This window comes from Collinsella intestinalis DSM 13280 (genome assembly GCF_000156175.1).
GTDB classification, from domain to species: Bacteria; Actinomycetota; Coriobacteriia; order Coriobacteriales; family Coriobacteriaceae; genus Collinsella; species Collinsella intestinalis.
This window is the reverse complement of the sequence record NZ_GG692710.1, coordinates 514,294-535,684: the sequence shown is the minus strand read 5'-3', so window position 1 is coordinate 535,684 and position 21,391 is coordinate 514,294. Positions and strand designations below refer to the sequence as shown.

17 protein-coding genes are annotated in these 21,391 nt (G+C 62.7%); 10 read left to right on the top strand and 7 right to left on the bottom strand.

The window, feature by feature from the left end:
• Positions 1–9 precede the first annotated feature (9 nt).
• From COLINT_RS02515 to gltX, 3 genes are all read right to left on the bottom strand, one after another.
• On the bottom strand, positions 10–1,683 hold the full coding sequence (locus tag COLINT_RS02515; protein WP_006722764.1) for a L,D-transpeptidase family protein: 1,674 nt from the start codon (positions 1,681–1,683) through the stop codon (positions 10–12).
• A gap of 199 nt (positions 1,684–1,882) precedes the next feature.
• Positions 1,883–3,499: an L-serine ammonia-lyase, iron-sulfur-dependent, subunit alpha gene (gene sdaAA, locus COLINT_RS02510; protein ID WP_006722763.1), complete on the bottom strand. Its 1,617-nt coding sequence runs from the start codon at positions 3,497–3,499 to the stop codon at positions 1,883–1,885.
• A 392-nt stretch (positions 3,500–3,891) separates the two neighbouring features.
• Positions 3,892–5,367: a glutamate--tRNA ligase gene (gltX, locus tag COLINT_RS02505; protein ID WP_039910273.1), complete on the bottom strand. Its 1,476-nt coding sequence runs from the start codon at positions 5,365–5,367 to the stop codon at positions 3,892–3,894.
• 233 nt (positions 5,368–5,600) lie between these two features.
• Here gltX and COLINT_RS02500 point away from each other — a divergent pair, with 233 nt between their 5' ends.
• From COLINT_RS02500 to COLINT_RS08765, 8 genes are all read left to right on the top strand, one after another.
• Positions 5,601–5,834 carry a DUF2442 domain-containing protein gene (locus COLINT_RS02500; RefSeq protein WP_006722761.1) on the top strand — a complete coding sequence of 78 codons (234 nt, stop codon included), beginning with the start codon at positions 5,601–5,603 and terminating at the stop codon, positions 5,832–5,834.
• Positions 5,835–5,997: 163 nt separating this feature from the next.
• A complete protein-coding gene (gene metK, locus COLINT_RS02495) occupies positions 5,998–7,305 on the top strand; it encodes a methionine adenosyltransferase (protein ID WP_006722760.1) in 1,308 nt (435 codons plus the stop codon).
• Positions 7,306–7,315: 10 nt separating this feature from the next.
• Positions 7,316–9,841: a replication restart helicase PriA gene (priA, locus tag COLINT_RS02490; protein ID WP_006722759.1), complete on the top strand. Its 2,526-nt coding sequence runs from the start codon at positions 7,316–7,318 to the stop codon at positions 9,839–9,841.
• A 254-nt stretch (positions 9,842–10,095) separates the two neighbouring features.
• Positions 10,096–10,632 carry a peptide deformylase gene (gene def / locus COLINT_RS02485; protein WP_006722758.1) on the top strand — a complete coding sequence of 179 codons (537 nt, stop codon included), beginning with the start codon at positions 10,096–10,098 and terminating at the stop codon, positions 10,630–10,632.
• Between the two features lie 2 nt (positions 10,633–10,634).
• On the top strand, positions 10,635–11,561 hold the full coding sequence (gene fmt, locus COLINT_RS02480) for a methionyl-tRNA formyltransferase (RefSeq protein ID WP_006722757.1): 927 nt from the start codon (positions 10,635–10,637) through the stop codon (positions 11,559–11,561).
• Positions 11,554–12,969, top strand: a complete 1,416-nt coding sequence (locus COLINT_RS02475; protein WP_039910272.1) for an RsmB/NOP family class I SAM-dependent RNA methyltransferase — start codon at positions 11,554–11,556, stop codon at positions 12,967–12,969. Before fmt ends, COLINT_RS02475 begins: the two co-directional genes overlap by 8 nt.
• A gap of 115 nt (positions 12,970–13,084) precedes the next feature.
• Complete coding sequence (locus COLINT_RS08770; RefSeq protein ID WP_006722755.1) at positions 13,085–13,372, top strand: IS3 family transposase; 288 nt, start codon at positions 13,085–13,087, stop codon at positions 13,370–13,372.
• A gap of 216 nt (positions 13,373–13,588) precedes the next feature.
• Complete coding sequence (locus COLINT_RS08765) at positions 13,589–14,098, top strand: DDE-type integrase/transposase/recombinase (protein ID WP_006722753.1); 510 nt, start codon at positions 13,589–13,591, stop codon at positions 14,096–14,098.
• A 66-nt stretch (positions 14,099–14,164) separates the two neighbouring features.
• Here COLINT_RS08765 and COLINT_RS08465 read toward each other — a convergent pair whose 3' ends face one another.
• A complete protein-coding gene (locus COLINT_RS08465) occupies positions 14,165–14,314 on the bottom strand; it encodes a hypothetical protein (protein ID WP_211203981.1) in 150 nt (49 codons plus the stop codon).
• Between the two features lie 1,133 nt (positions 14,315–15,447).
• On the opposite strand from COLINT_RS08465, the gene COLINT_RS02460 reads away from it, so the two are divergent.
• Entirely contained in the window at positions 15,448–16,143 is a 696-nt protein-coding gene (locus tag COLINT_RS02460) for an ATP-binding cassette domain-containing protein (protein ID WP_006722749.1), read from the top strand.
• Positions 16,140–16,943, top strand: coding sequence for an ABC transporter permease (locus COLINT_RS02455; protein WP_006722748.1), 804 nt, complete (start codon positions 16,140–16,142; stop codon positions 16,941–16,943). Before COLINT_RS02460 ends, COLINT_RS02455 begins: the two co-directional genes overlap by 4 nt.
• Here COLINT_RS02455 and COLINT_RS08700 read toward each other — a convergent pair.
• The 3 genes from COLINT_RS08700 to COLINT_RS02440 form a co-directional block, all read right to left on the bottom strand.
• Positions 16,940–17,131, bottom strand: a complete 192-nt coding sequence (locus COLINT_RS08700) for a hypothetical protein (RefSeq protein WP_211203980.1) — start codon at positions 17,129–17,131, stop codon at positions 16,940–16,942. The genes COLINT_RS02455 and COLINT_RS08700 overlap by 4 nt on opposite strands.
• Before the next feature lie 497 nt (positions 17,132–17,628).
• A complete protein-coding gene (locus tag COLINT_RS02445) occupies positions 17,629–17,859 on the bottom strand; it encodes an FmdB family zinc ribbon protein (protein WP_006722745.1) in 231 nt (76 codons plus the stop codon).
• Between the two features lie 198 nt (positions 17,860–18,057).
• Entirely contained in the window at positions 18,058–21,369 is a 3,312-nt protein-coding gene (locus COLINT_RS02440) for a 4-alpha-glucanotransferase (protein ID WP_039910271.1), read from the bottom strand.
• Between the last annotated feature and the right edge of the window lie 22 nt (positions 21,370–21,391).

The following is a 21,391-nucleotide window of genomic DNA, read 5'->3' as shown; positions in this document are numbered from 1 at the left end:
GTTGCGCGGCTAGTTGTGGACGATCACGCAATCGCCCTTGGAGATGATGTCGAATAGCGCTGCAGCGCGGTCGGGGGGTAGGTTGACGCAGCCGTGGCTTCCCGTCCAGGTGTAGGCCTTGGGATTCGAGAAGCTTGCTGCGGACTGCCAGGTGGCGTCGTGCATGCCGACGGCGTTGCCCACGAACGGCATCCAGTAGGCGACCGGGGTCTTGTAGTCGGGCTCGCCGTCCTTGTCCTCGTCGAGTCCGATGAGGGTCGAGTTGCGTGTTTTGGCATTCAGGCTGAAGACGCCCGTTGGGGTTGCATTTCCGGTGTTCGGGTTGCCCGTGATGCAGCCGCTCTCCCAGACGAGGTTGCCCGCCGCGTCGTAGTAGCGCGCGTGTTGCTCGGTCAGGTCGATGTCGCAATAGGCGCCCCAATCGGGCTTGCCCATGCCGCTCCAGGTTGCGGCGGAACGCTTGAGCGGAATCTCGATATCGCCGACCTGCTTGTTGGATACGGCGTCTTGGAGCAATTGCACGAGTCGCGCCTCATCGCTCATCCAGCCGTAGGTGCCGCCGCTCACGGTGACGGTCTTGCCGTCGGGGCGGGTGTAGGTCCGCTCGCTGCCTACGGTGTCGATATGCGTCTTGGCGAGCTCGTGCACCCACTGCCCCACGGGTTCCGTGTTGAGCGTTGGGTTCAGCGCCTCGTCGAAGGTGATCCACTGAGCGAGTTGCGCGCCGTCGAGCGTGGAGACGACGGAGCCCCCCATCTTGAGGTTGACGTTCGTCCCAATGAGTTCGTTGGCACGGTCGATCGCATGTTGAAGTTCCTGCTCCGTGGCGCCGCCAGCAAGGGGAGTGAAGCTGCGCTCGGTCAACTCGACGCGCGCGGCGAGGGTCGACACGGCCACGAGAGCCGCGCGATCGATGGCGTCCTTGTCCAGCTTGCGGTTGGAGAGGGCCTTTGTGAGGGTGAACGAACCGGCCTCGGGATCGAAAGCGCCGGCCGCATCGAAGGTTCCCACGCGCGCCGAGTTGAACTCATCGATCGCCGCGTCGAGGCTGGCCAGGAAGGCATCGCGATCGAATGTCTTGGGAAGCTCGATTTTGTCGAGCTCCGGTAGTTTGCCGGATTGCGCGTTGGCCGATGTTGCGTTTGCGGGTTTTTCGGGAGAGGCCATGAGGGCTCGGGCCAGCCGCACGGGCCATAGAGCGGGCTCGTTATGGGCCATGACGTTATCGACCGCACGGGCGGCGTCGATCACCTCGTTTGCATGTTCGGCTTCGTAGGTCCAGGTAAAGCCGTCGCCAGAAACCTCGAGGACGTAGTCCTCAGCGGCGTCGCGCACGCGGGCGACCGAGCTGTCCCGGTCAAGCCAAGAGAGGTCGGCCCCCGCGACCTTGGTGTTTGGGTAGCACGTACGGGAGAACACGAAGACGCCGCCGCCATAGAGGGCGATGAGCAGGCAGCAGAGGACGCCGAGCGCCGCGGCGCCCTTGTGGCTGCGGGAGTGTTTGTCGTTATGCTTTTTTGCCGGCTCCTTGGCGTGCTTGGGAGCGTTGTGGGCAGCGTGGGATGACGCTCCGCGCTTTGCTCCGCTGGTCCCCGCCGTCCGACTACCGATGGGCAGGGGGGCGGTGACGTGTCCATTGTTGTTATGCGACTGACTTGCTGGCGTGTTCGGCATCTCCGTCATATGTTGCTCTTTCACAGGTAAATCGGCGTTTCGCCATTATAGCGCGCCGTGCGGACGCGCTGCAGCCCATGACAGATGTGTCATGTCTCAATTGGGGACAGGCACAAATTGAGGCCTTTTCGGCGAAACGCCTCAGGCCTCAAGGTGTGTCTCAATTTGTGCCTGTCCCCAATTGAGGCGAGTCCTCATTTGAGGTGCGCTAGGAGCACATGCCGCAACGTGCGCAGGCGGACAGGGCGCTGGGGGCGGTGGCGATGCCTCCCTTTGCCGTTTCGCGCAGGGTCGTGGGAAGCGCATGTCCTACCTGCAACATGACGGCGGCCATCTCATCGAAGGGAACGAGCGACCGTACTCCAGACAAAGCGAGCTGGGCACCCGTGAATGCGGCGGCAACACCCTGGGCGTTGCGAGCCTGGCAGGGGACCTCCACAAGGCCGCCCACCGGGTCGCATACCAGGCCGAGCATGTTGGAGATGGTTATGGTGGCGGCATCGAGTGCCTGCTCCGGCGTACCGCCGTGCATCTGCACGAGCGCGGCTGCGGCCATGGCTGCAGCGGAGCCGACCTCGGCCTGACAACCGCCCTCGGCGCCGGCGACGCATGCGGTTGTGGAGAGGATGAGGCCCACGGCAGCGGCGCAGTATAGCGCCTCGGCGATTATCTCGTCTATCTCATCCCTACCCTGGGCGAGCAAGGGTGCCACGGCGAGGACGCAGCCGGGGACGACGCCGGCGGAGCCCGCAGTGGGGGCTGCCACGATGACTCCCATGGTGGCGGAGCGCTCGAGAACGGCCATGGCGCGCGCCGCCGCCTCGGTGAGGGTGCAACCAAGAAGGCTCGGCGCATACAGCGCTCTATTTTGGTCCACTCGCCGCGCCTCGCCATTGAGGAATCCGCCGAGGGAGCGTTGCGGCTGGGCGAGCGTGGCGGTGGTCTCGTCGCGCATGACCTCGATTACGCGGCGCATATTCGCGGCGGCTCGTTCGGCACCGACCATCCGCTTCTCGCGCACGCGCATGACGCCGCCGATGTTCATGTTCAGCTCGCGGCATGCGGCGAGTAACTGCTCGGCGTCGTCGAAGAGGTCGGGGACCGAGATTCCGGGTCCGAGCGCGGTCAACGATCCGGGCAGCTCGATGAAGGTCGCGTAATTCACTAGATCGAGCGCGCGCACGATGGGTAGCACGTCGCGTTGGGGAGCACCGTCGGTCTCGAAGACGGAATACGCCTGGCCGCCCGCCTCCGTGCGGTACGTGCGGCAAAAGGCGATGTTCATCTGCGCCTGGGCGAGTGCGCCGGTAAGCGATGCGAGCGCTCCGGGGGCGTCGCGGTGCGCGACGAAGAGCGTGGTGTACAGGCCCGAGATCTCGACGTGTACGCCGTTGATGGCGCTGATACGCATCTTTCCGCCGCCGAGGCTCTCGCCGCGGACGTCCGCCATGGAGCCGGTCTCGCTCTCGAGGTGGATGTCGACGGTGTTGGGGTGGATTGACGCGTCATCTCCGCCGATGACGAACTCATAGGCGAGTCCGCGCTCCTCCGCCAGGGTGAACGCGTCTCGGATGCGCTCGTCGTCGGTGTCGAGTCCGAGCACGCCTGCAACGAGCGCGCGGTTGGTGCCGTGCCCTTTGTAGGTGTGGGCGAAGCTGTTCCACAGGGTGAAGGTGACGCGCATAATGCGCCCGTCGAGCAGCGATGCGGCGACCTGCGCGCAGCGCAGGGCCCCGGCGGTATGCGAGGACGAGGGTCCCACCATGATGGGGCCGAGCACCTCGAACGCGGAGGTGGTGGCAAACGATTGCGGCTTTGCGGGCATGTTGGGCTCCGTTCGAAGAGGCTCTATTCGTTTAAAGAGGCGCTGTTCGTTTACATGGTACCCACTCGTGTCACATGCGGGCCCATCACGAGGGGGTTCACCTGGCTGCCAGAGTCTCGTCGCCCTCACGCCAGGCGCGCCAAAGGCAACAAAGTCACACGACGCCCCCTGAGGGGCAACCAAAGTCACAAAATAGGCCCTCGGAATGTGACTTTGGTTATATCTCGGTGATAATCCGGTGGGATCTCAGTGCATGTTCAACACCGCGGCATCCGCGGCCGCTCGATGGCTTGGGCCGGATAAACGTTGGGCCGGCCCCCATTCCCCCTGAGCGATTTCTGAGCAGCGCAAGGCTGAGCGAAGGGGGATGGGAGCCGGCCCGGTCAGGTCGACTAGAGCGCCATCGGACGGGCGCGGTCGATGCGGGCGAGGCAGTCGTCGCGGCCGATGAGCGCCATGGTCTCGCCCAGCGGCGGGCTCACCATGTTGCCGCACTCGGCCACGCGCACGGCGCCGAAGACGAGACGCTTCTTCACGTCGAGCGCCTCGGGCAGCGGCTCGAGGGCGGCGTCGATGTTCTCTGGCGTCCAGTCCGTTACGGCTTCGAGCGCGGTCTTGGCGGCGTCGAGCACGGCGCCCAGACCCTCCTTGGCGAGGCCCTTGGCCACGGACTTCTCGTCGTACTCGAGCGTCTCGGCGGTCTTGAAGACGGGCGCTGCAACGGTGGCGGCGTCGGCGGGCATCTTGGTGCGCGGGCGAACGATGGCGGCGAGGGCATCCACCCAGGCCTCGTCAGCCTCGAAGCCCTCGTCGATCAGGCCGGCCTCGATGAGCTGGGGCAGCATGATCTCGTCGGCAAAGGTCTTGTCATCCATCGCGTTGATGTACTCGGCGTTCATCCAGTCGAGCTTCTTGGGGTCGAAGGTCGCCGGGTTCTTGGAGATGCGGTCCAGACTGAACTTGCTGGCGAGCACGTCGCGCGGGATGACCGTGGTCTCGCCGTCGAGCGACCAGCCGAGCAGCGCCAGGTAGTTCACAAAGGCGTCGGACAGGTAGCCGGCATCGCGATACTCCTCTACGGAGGTGGCGCCGTGGCGCTTGGAGAGCTTCTTGCCGTCGGCGCCCAAGATCATGGAGATGTGGGCGAAGGTGGGCACCGGCGCGCCCATGGCCTCGTAGACCATGACCTGGCGAGGGGTGTTGGAGAGGTGGTCGTCACCGCGGATGACGTGGGTGATGCCCATGAGCGCGTCGTCCACCACGGTGGCGAAGTTGTAGGTGGGGGTACCGTCGGAGCGGAAGAGGACGAAGTCGTCGAGCTCCTTGGCGTCGAAGGTGACCTCACCATGGACGGCGTCGTTGATCACAACGTTGCCGCGGTTCTCGGGCACCTTGATGCGCAGAACGTAGGGCTCGCCGGCGTCGATGCGGGCCTGGGCCTCCTCCGGCGTGAGGTCGCGGCAACGGCGCTGGTAACCCTGGAACGGGTCCTTGCGGGCCTGGGCGGCCTCGCGGTCGGCGGCCAGTTGCTCGGGCGTGCAGAAGCAGGGATAGGCCTTACCCTCTGCGAGCAGGCGCTCGGCGGTCTGCTTGTAAAGATCCAGTCGCTCGGTCTGGGAGTAGGGGCCAAAATCGCCGCCGACCTCGGGGCCCTCGTCCCAGTCGAGGCCAAGCCAGCGCATGGCGCGCAGGATGATCTGGGTGTTCTCGTCGGTGGAGCGGGTCGGGTCGGTGTCGTCGATGCGCAGGATGAAGGTGCCGCCGTTGGCACGGGCGAAGGCCCAGTTGTAGATGGCGGTGCGGGCGCCGCCGATGTGCAGCTTGCCGGTGGGCGAGGGCGCAAAGCGGACGCGGACGGAATCGCTCATACTCATGCTCCTTGTGATTTGGTCGGGTCAATTTGATTCATTATAGGACATGGCAAGTTGTCTTATCCGGAGCGCGCATTGCTTTCGAGGCGTCTAGGGATGTTGCCACATTCGGGCCTGGGGTCAGGTGTGACAGTGAGCTTCGAGCGAATTGGGAACTTTCGAGCAGGAGGGAGGAACTTTACCGCATTGACCCCCTTCGATAACATGAAGGTCCTGAAAGGAGGGCCATCATGTATTTCGACGTTGCATCGGTCGTCGCCAATAACGATTTCACCCTGAGCCTTGTGTTCGAGGATGGAAAGAGCGGCATCTACGACATGAAGCCTCTGATTGGCAAGGGGCCTTGGGAGCACCTTGCCTCGCTATCTTTTTTCAAGACTGTTTCGATTGACTGTGGTACCGCGGTGTGGCCCGGGGATATCGATATCGCTCCGGAGGAGCTGTACGAGAATTGCATCGCCTAGACGAGTTTCGGTGACGTAGGTGTTCAGGCGCTTGGACTTTCGTCAATTTACAGTGTGCTTTTTCGGCGCGTGGGCGCGATTTGGCACGGAGCGGTACAATCTATCAGCTACATGCCCGGCGGAATGGTAACGGTCGCCGGGTTCAATCATGAAAGGGGCACCTATGCCAACTGAGAATCGTTCCACCACGGAACCGGCTCGCGCCACCGACTTTGGCGCAGATTCCTTCGTCTTCACCTCCGAGTCGGTCACCGAGGGCCATCCCGACAAGATCGCGGACCAGATCTCCGACGCCGTGCTCGACGCCATTCTGGCCAAGGAGGCCGAGCTCGAGGCCAAGGGCTACGTGGCGCCCAACGGCCAGCCCGCCAAGCTCGAGAACGTCCGCTGCGCCTGCGAGACCTTTGTCACCACCGGCACCGTGATCGTTGCCGGCGAGATTCGCACCGAGGCCTATATCGACGTTCAGAACATCGCACGCGAGGTCATCCGCCGCATCGGGTACGACCGCGCCAAGTTCGGCTTTGACTGCGACACCTGCGGCGTGCTCAACCTCATTCACGAGCAGAGCCCCGACATCGCGCAGGGCGTGGACGAGTCCTTCGACGCCCAGGCCGGCCGCACCACCGACCCGCTCGACCTCATCGGCGCGGGCGACCAGGGCATGATGTTCGGCTACGCGTCCAACGAGACCCCCACGCTCATGCCCATGCCGCACTACCTGTCCAGCCGTCTGGCCGAGCGTCTCGCCGCGGTGCGCCACGATGGCACGTTGCCGTACCTGCGCCCCGACGGCAAGACCCAGGTCACCGTGCGCTACGAGGGCGGCAAGCCCGTCGCCGTCGAGACCATCGTCATCTCCACGCAGCATGCGCCCGAGATCGAGGACATGTCCATCATCGAGGCCGACATGCGCGAGCACGTGATTGCGCCCGTCATGGAGGCCGCCGGCATCTCCTGGGAGGGCGCGGACCTCTATGTGAACCCCACCGGTCGCTTCGTGGTAGGCGGCCCTATGGGCGACACCGGCCTCACCGGCCGCAAGATCATCGTCGACACCTACGGCGGCATGGGCCGCCACGGCGGCGGTGCCTTCTCGGGCAAGGACTGCACCAAGGTGGACCGTTCCGCCGCGTACGCCGCCCGTTGGGTGGCCAAAAACGTGGTCGCCGCCGGCTTGGCCGAGCGTTGCGAGATCGAGCTCGCCTACGCCATCGGCGTGAGCTATCCGCTGTCCATCATGGTCGATACGTTCGGCACCGGACGCGTCGATGAGGCCACGATCACCGAGGCCGTCAAGCGCGTGTTCGACCTGCGCCCGGGCGCGATCATCCGCGACCTGGACCTGCGCCGTCCCATCTACGAGAAGACGGCTGCCTACGGTCACTTTGGCCGTGAGGACGCGGACTTCACCTGGGAGCGCACCGACCGTGTGGCGGAGCTCCGCGCCGCCTGCGGGCTGGCCGAGTAGCCAATTTCGCATGAGGGGCCAGGATTCGCTCTTTCCCGAACTGAATACGGCCGATCAGGGGGCGTCTGCGCAAGCGGGCGCCCTTTGCCCCCTGGGAGGGGCGGCGCCCGGGGGAGACGGTGCGCCGGTAGTGTCCGGGCCCGTTTTAGGCTATGTCTCCGTGGTGATCGACATTCCGGCGCGGGCGCTGTCCGAGCCCTTTGCGTATGGGGTGCCCCTCGCTCTTGATGGGGTCTGCCAGGTGGGCGCCACAGTTCTCGTTCCGTTTGGTCGGCGCGTCGAGGCGGGGTACGTTGTCGCGCGCTCCGAGTCGCTGGGAAAGCTCCCGGGCGCGGAAGGTCTCGAGCCATTCCGCATCAAGCCTGTTCGCGAGGTCGTTGCCGCCCCGGCGTTCTCTGCCGCCTCTGCCGAGCTCGCGTTTTGGATGAGCCGCGAATATGTGGCACCGCTTTCCGAGTGCCTGCGCCTGCTGCTGCCCCCGGGCGGTGCCGGCAAGGTCGTGCGGCGGGAAGACGGCTCGTATGCGTATGAACCGCCGACCGTCACGTCCGTTACCGTGCGTTGGGTGAGTCTCACCGAGGAGGGACGGTCGTTCGAACCCGCCGAGCGTGCGGTGCGCCAGCGCCAGCTCATCGATGCGCTTTCCTGCGGTCCGGTCACCACGCGCGAACTCAATCTCATGAACGGCGACCTGTCCGCCACGATCCGCTCGCTCGAGAAGCGCGGCGTGGTGACGGTGGAGGAGCGCCGCAGCTGGCGCGGATGCGAGGGTTCCACCACGCTTTCCTCCGCGAACGCATCCGCGCCCAAAGAGCTCACGGCTGGGCAGCAAAACGCCCTCGACGCGATCGCGCGGGCGACCGAGGCCGCGTCCGGTGACGTGGTCCTGGTGGACGGCGTGACCGGTTCGGGCAAGACCGAGGTGTATCTGACCGCCATCGAGCGCGTTCTGGCACATGGTCGCTCGGCCTGCGTGCTCGTGCCCGAGATCTCGCTCACGGCGCAGACTGTTGGTCGCTTCCGCTCACGTTTCGGCGACGCGGTGGCGGTGTTTCACTCGCGCCTTTCCGCGGGTGAGCGCCTCGACCAGTGGGATATGGTTCGTTCGGGTGCGGCCCGCGTTGTGGTGGGCGCCCGCTCGGCGCTCTTCTGCCCGCTTGCCGATCTCGGCCTCATCGTCATCGATGAGGAGCATGAGCAGAGCTACAAACAAGGAAGTAGCCCGCGCTACCATGCGCGCGAGGTGGCTGCCAAGTTGGCGCAGCTCCATGGGTGCGCCTTGGTGCTGGGGTCCGCCACGCCGTCGGCCGAGGCGCTCGCCCGCTGTGAGGCCGGTGGCCACGGGGGTGCCCGCTGGACCCGGGTCGAGATGCCCGAGCGCCCCGGTACGGCGCGCCTTCCCGAGGTCATCGTTGCCGACCTGAGGCGCGAGTTCGCCTCCGGCAGCCGTTCGATTTTCTCGAAGCCCCTGCTCGATGCGCTCGACGAGGTCGTGGAGAGGCGCCAAAAGGCCGTGCTGCTCCATAACCGACGTGGGTTTGCGAGCTTCCTCATGTGCCGGGAGTGCGGGTGCGTTCCCACGTGCAAACACTGCTCCACGGCGCTCACCTACCATGAGCGCACCCACACGCTCGAGTGTCACACCTGCGGTTCCTCGTATCGCGTGCGGCCGTACCCCGAGTACGGCAGCGCTTGCCCCAAGTGTGGGAGTCGCTACCTCGCCAAAATGGGGCTGGGAACCCAGCAGGTTGAGGACGCCCTGCGAGCGCTGTTGCCCGAGGACGTGGCGGTGATTCGCATGGACGCCGATTCGACGCGCACCAAGGGCGCGCATCAAAAGCTGCTCGAGCAGTTCGACGCCGCCGAGTGCGCGGTTCTGCTCGGCACGCAGATGATCGCCAAGGGCCTTGATTTTCCCGAGGTGACGCTCGTGGGCGTGATCAACGCCGACTACGCCCTCAAGATGCCCGATTTTCGTGCGGGGGAGCGCGCGTTCGATCTGCTCGAACAGGTTGCCGGTCGCGCCGGTCGCGGAGAGGCCCCGGGTCGCGTGATCATCCAGACGTACCTGCCCGATGAGCCGGTCATCCGCGCGGTCAAGACGCACGACCGCTCTGTGTTCACGGAGCACGACCTTGGCATGCGCCGTGAGGCCCTGTACCCGCCGTATGTGCGGCTCGCCAACGTGCTGGTGTGGGGCAAAGATGAGCGCGCGGCTCGAGGTCTGGTCATGCGCATTGCAGAGGAACTGCGTGTCGAGTTTGGCTTGGACGCGGCGCCCATGCTGCGCCCGGTGGTCGAGACGGGGAGTGCCGGCGTTGAGTTTTCGTCTCGCGAGCTGCTGAGCCGCCCGCAGATTTTGGGCCCCACGCCGTGTGTGATCGAGCGGGCCAAGGACCGGTATCGTTTCCACATCGTCGTCAAGGCGCCGCTCAACTGCGACCTATCCGGGGCTCTTTCCGCGGCGGTCTCGCGCGCCGGCACGCGTCCCGGCGTGAGCATCGCCGTCGACGTCGACGCCTACGACCTCATGTAGCGTGTTCCAAATGGGGACAGGTACAAATTGAGACATTTCAAAACGCCGCTCGTCCACGGGGTAGACAGCTGAGCACCACTCGTAAACGGCAGAATGTCTCAATTTGTACCTGTCCCCATTTGCGCAATTCGCGCCTGCGGGGCCGGTGGAGATGCTTCGCGCGCACATATCGCCCATCACCTCGGCGGGCAATGCGGGTACTATAGAACACGGTGAATACGTGCGGGTTTGCGCCCGCGTACGAAAGGAAGACCATGGAGATCAACGGTATCGTTCTGTCGCCGGACCCGCGTCTGCGCCAGGAGTGCGCCGAGGTCGAGGAGATCAATTCCGACCTTCGGGCCCTGGTTGAGCGCATGAAGGTCCAGATGTTCGAGAACGGTGGCTGCGGGCTGGCCGCCCCGCAGGTGGGCGAGACCATCCAGCTCGCCATCGTGGACACCGAGTACACCTCCGAGAAGGATTACGACCCCTACGTCCTCATCAACCCCGTGATCGTGGAGCAGTCCGACAACCTCGTGCCCTACAACGAGGGCTGCCTGTCCATTCCGGGCATCAATTGCGAGATCCGCCGTCCCGATCACGTGGTGGTCGAGGCCTACAACCTCGAGGGCGAGTGCATTCGCTATGAGGCCGCCGGCGACCTGTTCTGCGTGTGTCTGCAGCACGAGATCGACCATCTGCACGGCAAGACGATGTTCGAGCGCCTGCTTCCGCAGCAGCGCATGCACGCTATGAGGCAGTACCAGGACGCGCTCGCCCGCGGCGCCAAGCCCGGCGAGACGGAGTAGCCATGCGCGTCGTCTTTATGGGTACGCCCGCCTTTGCCGTTCCGTCCCTGCGTAGGCTCGCCGCGGCTCACGAGGTCGCCCTGGTGCTCACGCGTCCGGACGCCGTGCGCTCGCGCGGCAAGAAGCTCGAGCCGTCACCGGTGAAGGAGGCCGCACTCGAGTTCGACCTGCCCGTGATGGAGGCCAATCGCATGACGCCCGAGGTTCTCGACGTCCTGCGCGCTGCCGAGGCCGAGATCTTCTGTGTTGCCGCCTACGGCTGCATCCTGCCCGATGAGGTGCTTACCATGGCTCCTCTGGGCTGCGTGAACGTTCATGCCTCGCTGCTGCCGCGTTGGCGTGGTGCGGCTCCCATCCAGCGCTCCATCCTGGAGGGCGATGCCGAGACCGGCGTGTCCATCATGCGTATCGGCCACGGCGTGGACACGGGTGCGTATTGCGCCCAGGCGAGTTGCGCGGTCCCCGGTAAGTCCGCCGACGAGCTGACGGCCGAGCTGGCCGAGCTCGGCGGCGATTTGCTGGTGAGCACGCTGCCTGCCATCGCGGACGGTTCGGCCGTCTGGACCGAGCAGGACGAGTCGCTCGTGACGCATGCCGCCAAGATCGCCAAGGCGGAGCTGCGCCTCGATCCGGCTGCTGGGGCCCTGGAGAACACCCGTCGCGTTATGGCCTCCTCCAACGCGGCACCCGCGCGCTGCGTGATCGCCGGCAAGCCCGTGCGCGTGATGCGCGCCGCAGCCGCTGATGCCGCCTCGCCCAGTGCGGCAGCCGGCTCGTTCACCGTGAAGGGCGGGCGTGTCTATATGGGTTGCGCCGATGGTTCGCTTGAACTCATCTCGATCAAGCCGGATGGTAAGCGCGAGATGGACGCCAAGTCCTGGGCCGCCGGCCAGCGTGAGGATGACGGGGCATGGGGTTGCCTTGAGTAAGACGGCCAAACTGTCTCCGGGGCGCCTTGTTGCCCTGCGCATTTTGATCGCCGCCCGCGAGTCGGGGCGCTATGCTCGCGAGCTCGCCGCCGACGCCTGCGCATCCGCTTCGCTCGACTCGCGCGATGCCGCCTTTGCGCGCCGTCTCGCGCTGGGTGTCACGGGTTGCAGCGGTTGCTTGGACGACGCCCTCAACAGTGTGCTCGACGATCCGCGCTCGCTTACGGCCGACGTGCGCGATGCGCTGCGTATTGGTGCGTATGAGCTGCTCTACCTGGGGACTTCGCCGCAGGTCGCGGTGAGCCAGGCCGTGGAACTCGCGCGCATGTGCGCTCATGGGGCCGCCGGCCTCGCCAATGCGGTGTTGCGGCGCGTAGCGGAAGGGACGGTTTCCTTCCTTGCTGCCGAGGATGTTTCCGAGCAGCATCGCGTGATGGTGTCGTGCGCCCGTCGCGCTGGTCTGCCCACATGGCTCGTGCGCAGGATTGTCGACTCGCTGGGGGAGGAGCGCGCGCAAGCCATGTTTGCGTGCCAGCTCGAGCCTGCTCCCATCGCGGTGCAGGTCAATCCGTTGCGCTCCGAAGCCGTTGAAGATGCCCTTGCCGCCGATGGCGCTCGATCGTTGGAGCTTCCCGGGGCGTATGCGGTCGACCGCGTGAGTGAGCTCGTGCGTTCGAATGCCTTTGCGCATGCAGATGCCGTCGCCTCCGATTATCACGCGCAGCTCATTGCCGCCGCGGTGACGCGTGAGGGGTCTTGCCTCGAGATTGGCGCCGGTCGCGGCACCAAGACGTTCATGGTGCTTGCCCATGCCGAACGCCGAAATCTTGATCACGAGCATGTTGCGCTCGACTTGTATGAGGGTAAATGCCAGGCGAATGCGCAGCGCATCGAGTGCTCGGGGCTGGGGGAGATCTTTACGGCCGCGGGTGATGCCACCGACTTGGACGCGTGTCTTGCCGCGTATGACGAGCAGCTGGGTCGAACTGCGCTGTTCGACACCGTGTTTGTGGATGCGCCGTGTTCGGGTACGGGCACCATGCGCCGCCATGGGGAGATTCCCTGGCGTCTCACGCCACAGGAGTGCGACCGCGACCTGCCCGAGCTTCAGCTTGAGTTGCTGCGTGAGGCCGCGTGCCGCGTCGGTGCAGGCGGGCAGCTCATCTACGCGACGTGTTCGGTGCTGCGTGCCGAGAACAGCCATGTGGTCACCCAGTTCCTCGGGTCGCCGGAAGGGGAGGGCTTTGCCCCCATGCCGCTGTCCGACGCCCTTGCCGCCGCCGGTCCCGCGTACTCGGGTGCGGCCGAGGACATCGCCGCACACGAGATTCCAATCGGGACCTTCCAGAGCTACCCGCACCAGGGCGGCTTCGACGGCCATTTCTGCGCCCGCTTTGTTCGTGTATAAGCTTCCCCTAAATTTAGGGGAAGACTGGAGGGGACTGCGGGCGAAAAGTTGATGTGGCTATACTTAATTGGACAGTCGGATGAGTGTCTGAGGGCCCTTCGAGGAAAGGAGGCCCATGCGGGACCCCAAGCACCCCAGGCAGTTCACCGAGGACTTCAAGAGGCAGATAGTCGCCCTGGTAGACTCCAGCAAGCCGCGCGCCGAGGTGATGCGCGAGTACGACCTCGGCAAATCCACACTGGACCGCCGGATCCAGCGGCTCCATGCATGCGGCTCCACCGCCGCCGCGGACAACCGCACCCCTGAGCAGAACCGCCTCATCGAGCTCGAGCGCGAGAACGCTAGGCTCAAGATGGAGGTCGACGTCTTAAAACAAGCGGCGCTGATATTCGCTCGAAAGTGACGGTGATGGCGGCGAACGCCGGCCGCTGCCCGGTATCAGCGCAGTGCCGCATCCTCGGCGTGCCGCGCTCTACCTGCTACCACATGCTCGCCAACCCGCCCGCACCGAAGGCTCAAGATCGCGCTCGCGAGGTCCGGTATCGCCGTCTCGAGGCGAAGGATATGCAGGATATTGAGCGAGAACGGCCTATTCAGCGCGTATTCCGGGCGCGGGCCGATGGTCTCGCGCCCCGCCGCCCCGCCCGACGCCGCCAACGTCCTCGGGCGGGGCTTCGACGGCCGCAGACCCTGCACACACGTCGCCGCCGACCTCACCTACGTGCGCGCTGGGTCGCGCTGGCGCTGCGCGTGCCTGCTGGTTGACCTGCACGACAGGGAGATAATTGGGTGCTCATGCGGCCGGCGCAAGGATGCCGCGCTGGTCAAGGCCGCGCTCTCGAACATCGAGTTTCCCCTCGATGGGATCGAGGCGTCCCATTCCGAGCGCGGGCCGGAGTTCTGCAACGCCGAGATCGACGCGATCCCGGCCGACTTCGGGATCGCGAGGTCGGTCTCCAGGCCCGGCAACCCGCACGACAACGCCGTGGTGGAGTCGACGAACCGTATCCTGAAAAGGGGCTTGTCGCGGGCAGGAGGTTCGGCTCCGAGGAGGGGCTGCGCACCGCCCTGTTCGATTGGGTCAACTGGTAGAACAACTTCAGGATCCACTCGACCTTGGGCTACATGAGCACCGTCGAGTTCAGGGAGGCGGGCCTGATCATCTCGTGAATCTGTCTAAGAAAACGTTGCCACATTACCTGCGCTCGGCGGGCAGGGGCGGGGCGGGCGACATGTCCTCCATGTCGGCGTACTTCGCGACGGCGTTGCGGCTGGCGTGGATCCTTCGCGCTATCTCGGCGTTCGGCACCCCGTCGGCGTCCATCGACCGTATATCATTCCTCATGTCCAGGGGCACGGTCATCTCCTCCATCCTTCCCGGGCGGGCTCGGCAAAGTCTCCGTCCGGGAACACCATACGGCGAGGGCCGCGCCCCTGGTCCCCGGGGGGGGGCGGCCCTCGTGCTCTTTCTGCTCAATTCTCAATGACCGCGATGCTCAAGAAGCGGTGACCATTCGAACCACTTCTTAGCGAACATCAACACGCGACAAAGCGGTCGATTTGGGAGATCAATGAGTTCGATGCGGATGCAGTGTTGCCGAGGAAGCATGAGCGGAGCGAGTAGACACGGCAGGGGTCCTTCTTGGGCCAAGCTGATAGATCGTTCTGCTCGTGTCTATAAGGAACGTTCGACAAGTCTGTCTGACGTGCGGGTCGGGAGGAGCGCTGAACGCTTGTGCGTGACCCGTCTTTCGATGCCGAACGATTCGCGTCCCCTCAAGGTCAACAAGAGTTCCCATGAGGGAAATTGCGTTTGAAGACACTTCTTTAGGGGCCGGTTGCCCTGTACGACGGATTGTGCAGTGTGGGGGAAACGGATGAGGGTCCGTTTTTCAGCAACAAACTTGTCGGTATTTTAATCATTTTGTAATTAATAAAATCCAAATAGTAATTATCTAAAACAAGAGTAATAATCCACTCAGATAAAGTGCAACTGCGAGATAGGGTTTGCTGGAATTGCTTATGTGATATGGGGTGTTGAACATGAGATGCCGTCATTTGAACGAGAGGGAATACAGGATATTTTGAGGGGGACGAGTTTAATGGGCACTTCGTTACCTCAGATTTGGGTTGTTTGAAAAATGGTCGACTAAGAGTTAGTGGTCGAGCCGACAGCCTGATTGTTCTTGATAACGGAGGGAAGATCGCTCCGGAGGTAGTCGAATCTCAACTCTCCGATTTTCCATCGATTGGAGAGGTTCGCATCATTGGTATCAGGGAGGGAAGCCGGTCGGTAATATGCGCACAGATTGAGGTCGGCGACGGCTTCGATCGCGACGCTGTCATATCGGACGTTGGGAAGTACAACCAAAAAGTAACAACTCAAGAGCGGGTAATGAAAATTGAGTGGATGAGAGGCGGAACGCTCACGCGGACCGCGCTCGGAAAGCTCAAACGTTCGCCCGTCAACGAAGGGAGATGAGCGTCGTGATCGAAGTGGAGAATGTGGTCAGAACATTCAAGACGGAGCGCGTTATCGATAATGCCAGTTTCGTTCTTAGCTCCTGCGGGGTTTCCGCTCTTGTCGCGCCGAACGGAAGCGGAAAGACTACCCTGATGTCAATTATAGCCGGCTTGATGGAGCCAACCGAGGGTCGGGTTTTGTTCTCGGACGGAGAAGGAACGAGCGATGTGGCCCTTCTCCTTGCGGGTGACAAAAACCTGTATATGAAGAACACCGTCATGGAGAACCTGATGTATTTTGCTGCCCTGAATGGGTACGGCCGTGGGGATATCCAGGGGGATATTGACGATGTGGTTTCCTGGTTTCCGGAGTTGAAGGCCCTTTGGCGGAAGACAGCGGAATCGCTTTCTTATGGCCAAAAGAGACTGGTGTCTCTGGCCAGCGCGGTCATTTCTAGGAATCGCTACCTTTTGGTTGATGAGGCTGTTGAGGGTCTTGATGTGGCCAATGTTGAAAGGCTGGTTGAGGTATTGCAAAAGGTGTCGAGCCGGCGGAGCGTGCTTGTGAGTTCCCATGATCTGCGATTCGTCTCTAAAGTAACCGATTCAGTGCTTTTCCTGAGCGGGGGGAAGGTTTTACGTGAGTCCATTCATTCCGAGGATGAGCTTAGAAACCGCTATTCGGAACTATTCGGTGAGGTGGCGCAATGAACTCTTCAAGTGGTTCGCTGGCTTCGGTTGTTCGCCAAGTGAGGGCGTTGCTCTGGACGGCGAGGGTGGAGCTGTCGGGGGCATTTAGGTACCGCGCATCTTTCGTCTCGGATATCGTGGTCTACACCGTGATACTTACGCTGTTCATGATGTCCGGTTCCGGTCATTCTTTATCTGAGAAATATGGTGTTGCGGACTATAGGAGTCTGCTGTTTGCGGGATATATCGCCTGGACGTTTGCGAACTCAGCGTTGGTCAGCAGCGTGAACAACACGAGCGCTGAGCTTTCCAGGGGAACTTTCTATCGGAAGTTGAATGCATGTTGCCCGTTGCCTCTCATACAACTAGGGGAGCTGTTAAGCACTGTGCTGATGAATTGCATCGTTGCGTTTGCGGTGGCGATTATAGGTGGCATCGCGTGGGATTTGCGGCTATATGTCAGCGGAGTCTCCGTGGGTGCGATAGCGATGTGCTCTCTCGGCATGTATGGAATGGGCCTTTTGCTGAATGGCGCCACGATTAAGTACAAAAGGGTAGGCTCCCTGCTATTTCTCTTCCAGCTCGGCTTACTGTTTGTAACCGACACCATTCCCTCAGACTCGATTGTGCTGTCGGTCACGCGGCTGGTTCCGCTTACGGCTTGCAACGATTTGATTAGGCTTTCCATGATTGGTGCCGACTTTGTTGAGCCCGCGGTTCGGCTCTGCGCCTCTTCGCTTGCCTGGTTGGCTCTAGGCTATATTGTCTTCAGATTCTTGCTTTTCAGGGCAAAAAAAGATGGGAATCTATTGCATTACTAGGTGGGATAAGAATGGTCGAAATCGAGATGCAAGAATTCGTCGATATTGTTGAGAGATACAGAGAGCAAGATCGAGAGATCGTGCCGGAATCTCGGCTCTTCTACGATTTGTAGCCCGACTCGTTCGACATCATCGCACTTATTTGCTTGATAGAAGAGACGTTTCACATCTCCATAGACCTTAGCCATGAGGGTGACGTCGAAACCATCGAGGACTTCTATCAATTTGTGCGCCTGCATAGTGAGCAGGATCGAAAGTAGCTGTCCTCATATATTGAGTGCTGTTTGTCGGGTTCGATCCCAAGCGCTCGGCTGGCTCACGCCCGACGAGCACCGCCTCGCGCTGGAATATGCCGTGTAGGCACAAGAAATAGTCCGTAGTCCCAACCTCAATTTAGGGACAGACTCTAAATTGAGGTTGGTGGGGGTACGAGGAACGGTTGCAAAATAGTCAAATCTTCGACTTTTGTAACCGTTATGGGGTCGCTGTGCCCATAAATTGGTCCTACAACGTTCAATGTGGAGGGCGTCGTGAGGCGAGGATGCCCGAATTCTGCAGTTTTGTGGGTTGCTTGTCGTATCGCGTTCTTTCGGCTGTCAGCTTTCACCCTCTTGCGGGCTTGATTGGTCACACAAGTGTCGAATTTGACAATCGGGACCCCGGGGCATGTCGAGATGGCGACTTACTAGGCGTTGGGACAGCAGCCGCAGGAGCCGGTCGCGCTTGCGCAGGAGCTGCTCGCGCGTTGGTCGGTGTTGTAGAAGCCCGAGCCCTCGAACTTGATGCCGCTTGCGCTGAACACCTTTTCGGCTGCGCCGCCGCAGGAGGGGCAGGTGACCTCCGGGCGTTCCGTCATGCTGTGCTCGACCTCGAAAACCTCGCCGCAAGCCGTGCAGCGATAATCATAACGTGCCATGTCGTATCTGCCTTTCTTCCAGGGAGGGGGCGCCGGGCCCAAGACCCGACGCCCCGTTGTGCGTTTTCGTTATTCCGAGGATAACTGTACCCAAAACAGCGCCACGCGATGTGACGGGTTTATGCCGATGGGCGGCACGCGCCGCAGGCTCGTCGCGTGTCCACAGGAGCTTCGCACTCGTGGGCATGTCACTCGCAGCTATGCCGATGCGCCTGCCCTCGATGTGGCACGTCCCGTCTCGTCGAGCACTCCGGCGATCTTGCGTTCGTAATCGCAGATCAAGTCCTCATCGGCCTGCCAGCTCCAGTTGCCCTCGGCCACGCCTGGCACGTTCATGCGAGCATCGTCGCCAAGGCAGAGCAGGTCTTGCAGCTGTATCATGACGAGCGTCGCCGGGCTGTCAAGCGCATGGCGCATGATTTCGCCTGCCAGGTAACGCGCGCCCTGCTCGTCGCCATTGGAGCAGAACGACCGCTGGCAGAACCCGACGAGCGTCGAGGTGTCGTGCGTCGAGGTGTAGAGGACCTTCTCATTGTGCGGCCAGATTTGCTCGCGGATGTCATAGTCCGCGAACTCCAGAACATCCATTCCGGAAAAACCGCAGCTTGCAAGCAGGGCGCGCACACCGGGAGTGAGAATGCCCAGGTCCTCGGCGATAAGCGGCAGCGGTCCGAACTCCTCGAATGCACGCTGGAACAACTCGATGCCCGGTCCCGGCATCCAGGTGCCATCTGCTCCGGTGCCTCCTGCGGGAATCGCAAAGTAGTTATGGAAGCCCAGGAAGTGATCGAGGCGCACGCGGTCGTACAGCTTGAATGAGCGGCGCAGGCGGGCAAGCCACCATACGTATCCGTCTTTGCGCATATGATCCCAGTCGTAGGTGGGATTGCCCCAAACCTGTCCGGTGGCTGAGAAGCGATCCGGCGGGACTCCCGCGATCTCGTAGGGCATGCCGTCCTTGCCGAGTGAGAACATCTCGGGTTCGCTCCACGCGTCGGCTGAATCGTCCGAGACGTACATCGGGATGTCGCCGACGATCTCAATGCCCTTCTCGTGCGCGTAAGCGAGCATCTCGGTCCATTCGCGCTCAAAGCGGAACTGGACAAAGGCATGGTAACGGGCGCGATCGGCGAAGCGTGCATCGGCGAAGATGTCGACGTGGTAGCGACGCAGCTCGTCAGGCCAGCTATGACGGCTGGTGCCGTTCATGGCGTCTTTGACGGCCATGAACGCGCAGTACGGGTCGAGCCAGCCCTCATTCTCACGGGCGAACTCGAAGAACTCTCGGCTGGTAAAGCCCCCTTCCGCCTTGAAGCGCTCGAAGGCGTGTTTGAGCTCGGTGCTCGTTTCCTCCAGCAGATTGGGGTTGCCCGCGAAGGCGGACGGTCCGGCGTAGGGGGATCCAAAGGAGTCTGTGGGATTGACCGGCAAGACCTGCCAATAGCGCAGGCCGGTGGCAGCGAGATGATCGATAAAGCGGCGAGCGGGTGCGCCGAGGGTGCCCGCACGACCCGTATTGGGCAGTGAAGTGATATGTGCGATGACGCCGGCGCCGCGCTCGAGCGGCTTTTGCAGGCGCTGCTCCTTGCTGGAATACACCACGGCCGATCCGAGTGGCCATAGACGTACCTCCGCGCAGCCATCGGCCCCTCGCTTGAGATCGGTGCCCGAGACGAGATCGAGGGCAAAATCCCCCTCGATGGGAACGCGCACGGAGCGCGCATCGGACAGACTGTGATTGATGAGGACGCTCGCGACCTGGCCATCCGATCCGCGACGGCGGTAGCACAGCACATCGTCGTTGTACGCGAACGCATCGAGTGTCCCGTCAACGAGGAAGGGGAGTGCACGGCGCAACATGATGGTGTTGCGAACCATGTTGAGCATGTCGCGGTCATGCACGGCGTCGGGTGTGGGCAGCGTGCGGCGGTTTCCGGGATCGGAGAGGCCCTCGAGGGCGTATTCGTCGCCGTAATAGATGGAGGGGACGCCTGGAAGCGTCATCTGCATGAGTGTGGCGAGCCAGAAGCGTCCCTTGGCCAGGCCCATCGAGTTCTCGTCGAGGCGGAAGCGCCCGCGTTCCTCCTCGGGCAGCTGACTCTCGTCGGGGCCGCCCCCGAGCACGGAGGCGATGCGTGGCTTGTCGTGGCTGCCGAGCAGGTTGAGGCAGCAGGCCAGCGCCTCGGGAGGGTAGTTTTCACGCAGCGTCTCGATGCGCTCGGCGCACTGATAGGCGTTCTCCCCGTAAACGAGAAAACCCAGTATGGCATCGCGCAGCGGGTAGTTCATGGCGGAGTCGAGCTCGTTGCCCAGCAGATATTTGCGCAGCTTGCCGTAGGCGAGTTTGTTGGATGCATCCTCCCAGACCTCGCCGAGCAGCAGGCCGTCGGGGCGCTCCTCGAGCACCGCTGCTTTGATGTCCTCAATAAGCTCGTCCGAGAGCTCATCGGCCACGTCGAGGCGCCAGCCGCGTGCTCCGGCGCGCAGCCAGGTGCGGACCACGCCGTTTTCACCGAGCAGCAGTTCGCGAACGCGATCGGACTTCTCGTTGAGGTCGGGCATGTTCTCGATGCCCCACCAGGAGTTGTACGTCCCGTCTTCGTTCCAGCAATACGCGTCATACCAGGGAGATTCCTCGCCCTGCCATGCGCCCTTGCCAGGGTAGTTCCCAAAGCGGTTGAAATAGATGGAGTCGTCTCCCGTGTGGTTGAACACGCCGTCGAGGATGAGCGAGATGCCCAATTTGTCGGCGTCTTGAGCGAGGCGACGGAAGTCCTCCTCGGTTCCGAGCATGGGGTCGATCGTGAGGTAATCGGCCGTGTCGTAGCGGTGATTACTCTGCGCTTCGAAGATGGGGTTGAGGTAGATCGTCGTGACGCCCATGGCGTGCAGGCGGGGGAGGTCCTGGCGGATCCCCTCGAGCGATCCGCCGTAGAAGTCCCAGCTCTTGATGGATTTGTCCTCGTTGCGCTCGTATACCGGCGGTTTGTCCCAGTCCATCACCAGGTGCTTGCCAGGGCCCTTGCGGGGCTTGTCGACGACGGCCTGGGCGCGCTCGAGCCAGTGCTCGTCGCGCGCGTAACGATCGGGGAAAATCTGGTATACGATGCCGCGCTCGTACCAAGCGGGACGGGTTTTGCGGTGCTTATACACGGTGATTTGGAACGAGGGGACGTCTGCGCGGTCGGTATAGGTGACCGACTCTCCGCCCGTGGCGCCATCGCGCGCGCCGACCTTGAGCATCGACCCATCGGTGCATGTCACGCGGAAGCTGTACCATAAGATGCACGGTTCGGAGCAGTCGATGGACGCTACCAGGGTGTTGGATTCACCGAGGGTCATTGGGATGAGCTCTTCGCCGCGATCGTCGACCCATGTGCGAACTTCACCTTTGAGGAATCTGGCATCGGCGTCTTCGACACGCAATGTGAGATGAACGGTGGTTCCGGCAACAACAGCGCCAAACGGCACGCGATATTCCGATCGGCGGGAATTATGAAAAAGCCTCATGAGACAGCTAACTAAACGAACG